Source organism: Thermoanaerobaculia bacterium, from assembly GCA_035717485.1.
Lineage (GTDB): Bacteria > Acidobacteriota > Thermoanaerobaculia > UBA5066 > DATFVB01 > DATFVB01.
In genome coordinates this window covers 1-4036 of the sequence record DASTIQ010000142.1, presented here as the reverse complement: position 1 = coordinate 4036, position 4036 = coordinate 1, and the positions used below count along the sequence as shown (strand labels likewise).

At 68.4% G+C, this 4036-nt stretch carries 2 protein-coding genes; one reads left to right on the top strand and one right to left on the bottom strand.

All coding sequences use genetic code 11. The annotated features are described in order from the left end of the window. A partial coding sequence (locus tag VFS34_07370; GenBank protein ID HET9794265.1) for a kelch repeat-containing protein occupies positions 1-1398 on the bottom strand: 1398 nt, incomplete at its 3' end. Between the two features lie 150 nt (positions 1399-1548). On the opposite strand from VFS34_07370, the gene VFS34_07365 reads away from it, so the two are divergent. Next, the coding region (locus tag VFS34_07365) for a tetratricopeptide repeat protein (GenBank protein HET9794264.1) at positions 1549-4036 on the top strand (2488 nt) is incomplete at its 3' end.

Below are 4036 nucleotides of genomic sequence, written 5' to 3'. Positions count from 1 at the left end.
GGGATCGTAAATTCCCCCGTTATTGAAGTAGGTGATCCCGTCGGCAGTTCCGCCCCAGACGATCATCTTCGTGCCGGTCCAGATCGCCTCGCCGACGCCCCGTGCGGAGGGAGCGTTGACCGTCGAGGTCGCCGTCCAGGAGTCCGTGACCGGGTCGTAGATTCCGCCGGTATTGACGGCCGACGTCCCGTCGAACCCGCCCCAGACGATCATCTTCGATCCGGTCCAGACGGCGATGTGCTGGTCGCGCCCGGAGGGGGCGTTGATCGTCGAAGTCGCGGTCCAGAAATCGGAGACATACGGAGCGACCTCCCGGAAGCCGGCGCCGGTCAGCGTCGTATCGCCGAGTGTTCCTAAGACGAAGGAGCCCGAAGGCAGCGTTCCCGAAGAGCCCGGGATTCCCTGGGGCCCCGGAGGGCCGACTGCCCCCGTTGCGCCCATCGGTCCCGGAGGCCCTGCCGGCCCCGTCGCGCCCGTGGCGCCCCGGGGTCCCGCGGGGCCCTGCGCCACCGTGGCGTCGATCTTCAGGGCGCTCGATCCGTCGGGAGTGATCGAGATGTTGCTGCCGGCCTCGAGCGTCAGTGCTCCCGTCAACCCGTTCAGGCTCGTCACGCCGCCGAAGACGTCCGGGAAGCTCATTTCGAATCCGGTCGGGTCCTGAGACTCGTTGGCGATCTGCGCCCCCGCGATCAGGACCGAGCCGGTCCCTCCGGTGACGGTCGCTGTGATTCGGGCGTTCGTCGTCGCGATACTCGAATAGAGGTCGGCCACGTTGGGCTGGATCTGCTCGTACGGCTGGAGTTCGTAGGCCTTCTGCCCCAGGAGCGCTCCGTCCGCGTCGAAGAGCTGGACGTTGACGGTGGGGGATCCCCCTCCGGTCTCGACGACCATGAAGTTGTACCGGAAGTTCTCCGACCCCCACTGATCGATCCCCTGGATCGACGCCGACTGGCCGAGCGAGATCGAGAGGGTTTTGGGAATGCCCGCGAAGAAGAGACCCTCGGTCTTGCCGAGATCGTCTCCCGGCTCCCGGTTGTAGATCCGCTCGGCCAGCAGGATTTCACCGGTGGACGTCACCCGCGCCGCCCCGAGCGCCGACGTGAGGCTCAGTTTCGTCTCGACGACGTCCTCGTAGACCTTCGTCTGGCCCGGAGCCAGCGTGTCGGCAAACGACGCCGGGCTGTCGTTGGCCTGCCCCTGTTTCAGGAAATCGAAGGTGAACGAAACCGGCGCGGACGTGAGGTTCGTCGCCCAGACCGTCGTGTAGAACTGCGCTCCGTACCGGCCGGCGATCCGCCCGACGGCCGGCAGGAACGACTCGGTCGATGGAAAGCCCGCCTGGACCGCGGGGGCCGACAGCAAGGCCGCCACCACGAGAATCGTTCTTCGAATAACCATCGAGCCACTCATTGACGCTCCCTCCTCTTTCAAGATCGGCCGTGCGGCGATCGGAACCTCTCCCGTGCTGCCGCGCAGGATCGCCTTCCGTGAAATAATTCGTCTTGGCCTTTTCTCTGGGTTCTCGATGGATTTTTTCCAGACACGCCCATGACCGCCGCGAACAAGCCCAGCGCTTCCAACGGTGTCTACGAGTTCGGCCCCTTCCGGCTGGAGGGGCGCGAGCGCCGGCTCTGGAACGGCGGGAGCGCCGTCGCTCTGCCCCCCAAGGTCTTCGACACGCTCGTCCTCCTCGTCGAGAACACGGGCCACATCGTCACGAAGGGCGAGTTGATGGCGTCCCTCTGGCCCGGTACCGCCGTCGAGGAAGGGAATCTCACCAAGAACATCTGGCTGATCCGCCGGGCGCTCGGCGAGGCTGAGGGGGAGAACCGCTACATCGAGACGGTACCGAAGGCGGGGTATCGCTTCGTCGCGGCTCTCCGGCGGGTCGCGCCAGGCCCGTCGACGACCGAATCGGCGCCGCTCTCGACCGCCGACGGTTCCGCGGCCGTTACGCATCCCTCGCGCCCAAGAACGCCGCTCGCCGGACGAGTCGCGGCGGCGACGGCGTTGGCCATCGCGCTCGCCCTGGCCGTTCTCCTGGCAAGAAAGAAGCCCGTTCGCGCGATGGCGGCGCAACCCGCCGGCGCCGCGGTTCCCGCCGCGGTTCCCGCCCGCCGAAGCGTGGCCGTGCTCGGGTTCCAGAACCTGTCCGGCCGTTCCGATGCGGGATGGCTCTCGACCGCAGTCTCCGAGATGATCTCGGCCGAGCTCGCGGGGGGCGAGAAACTCCGCCTCGTCCCGGCGGAAAATGTGGCGCGGCTCAGCGGCATCCGGAACCCGGCGACTGCGGGGACGCTCTCGCGCGAGACCCTGGCGAACCTTCGCGCGAGTCTCGCCGCCGACCTCGTTCTCTCGGGCTCCTACGTCGCCATTTCTTCTCACGACGGCGAGGAGATCCGCTTCGACATGACGCTGCAGGACACGGCGACCGGCGAGTCCCTCGCCACGGTGACGGAAACGGGAAGCGAAGGCGATCTGTTCAAGCTCGTTTCGTCGGCGGGAGGCGCCCTGCGCGCGGAGCTCGGCCTCGAGGCTGCCTCTTCCTCCGAAGCCGACCGCGCTGCCGCCGCGCTTCCCAACGATCGGGGGGCCGCCCGCGCCTACGCCGAGGGGCTCGCGAAACTCCGGGGGTTCGATGCACTCGGCGCGCGCTCCCTGCTGGAGACGTCGATCCGGGTCGAGCCCGGCTTCGGGCCGGCGCACGAGGCGCTTTCGCGAACATGGTCGGCGCTCGGATACGACGAGAAGGCGCTCACCGAGGCGGAGAAAGCCTTCCGCCTCGCCAGCCGATCGGCGCCGGCGGCCTACGCCGCCGCCGAAGCGCGGCTGGCCGAAGCGCAAAAGAAGTGGGAGCGGGCCGAGAGCCTCAACGCTTCCATCCTCCGATCGCATCCGGACGACCTGGAGGCGGGCCTTCGTCTGGCGGCGGCCCAGATCGCCGGCGGACGCGGCCGGGAGGCGCTCACGACGCTCTCCGCGCTCGGCGCGCTTCCGGTGCCGGCTCGCGACGATCCTCGGATCGATCTTGCCCGCGCGGACGCCTTCGCGGCCCTGTCGAAATGGCGGGAAGAGCTCGCGGCGAGCCAGGCGGCAGCCGGGAAGGCGCGGCGGAACGGTTCGACCCTGCTCCTCGCCGAGGCCCGGCTCCGCGAGGCGGCGGCTTCCGGTGCTCTCGGAGGGAGGGCGGCGGGGCGGCAGGCTCGCGAGGAGGCGGCGGCGCTGTTTCGGAAGGCGGGCGATCGCAACGGCGAAGCCGAGGCGTTGATCCAGATCGCGGGCGACGAACGAAGCTACGACGCCGCGCGGATCCTCTGGCTCCAGGCTCGGGAAACCTTTCGCCGGATCGGCAACCGGAAGGGCGAAGCCCACGCGGCGAGCGACCTCGCCTTCCTCGACTGGTACTGGGGCGATGTCGACGCCGCTCTCCGCGAGGACGGTCAGGCCCTCGAGATCAATCGGAACATCAACGACCCGCAAGGAATCATCTGGGGCTTGAACGCCCGGGGAAATATTCTTGCGGACCAGGGCCAGTTCGACCGGGCCCTCGCGCTCCAGGAAGAGGCCGTCGGGATCAGTCGAAGAATCGGCGACGACGGATACCTCTCCTACGGCATCGGGTCTCTCGGAGACACGCGCCTGGCCCAGGGGCATCTCGAGGAGGCCCGGGGAAATTACGAGAAGGCGCTCGCGCTTTCGAAGAAGCTGGGCGATCCCGACGGCGCCGCGACTCACGAGAACGATCTGGGGAACGTGTTCACCGAGGAGGGCCGGTTTTCCGATGCCGAGACGCATTACGAAACGGCGCTCGCCGGACGGCGCGCGCTCGGACTCCAGGACGTGGCGGCGGAAACGCAGATGTTGATCGCGCAGCTTCGCAACGTGGAAGGGCGCTTTCCGGAAGCCGCGCCGATGGCGCAACAGGCCGCTCGGGTCTTTGCCGATCTCCGGCAGACCGGCAACGGAGCAATCTCGCTCGCGGAAGAGGCGCGGGCGGAGTTGGGACTCGGAAAGATCGCCGAGGCGCGGGCCCTCT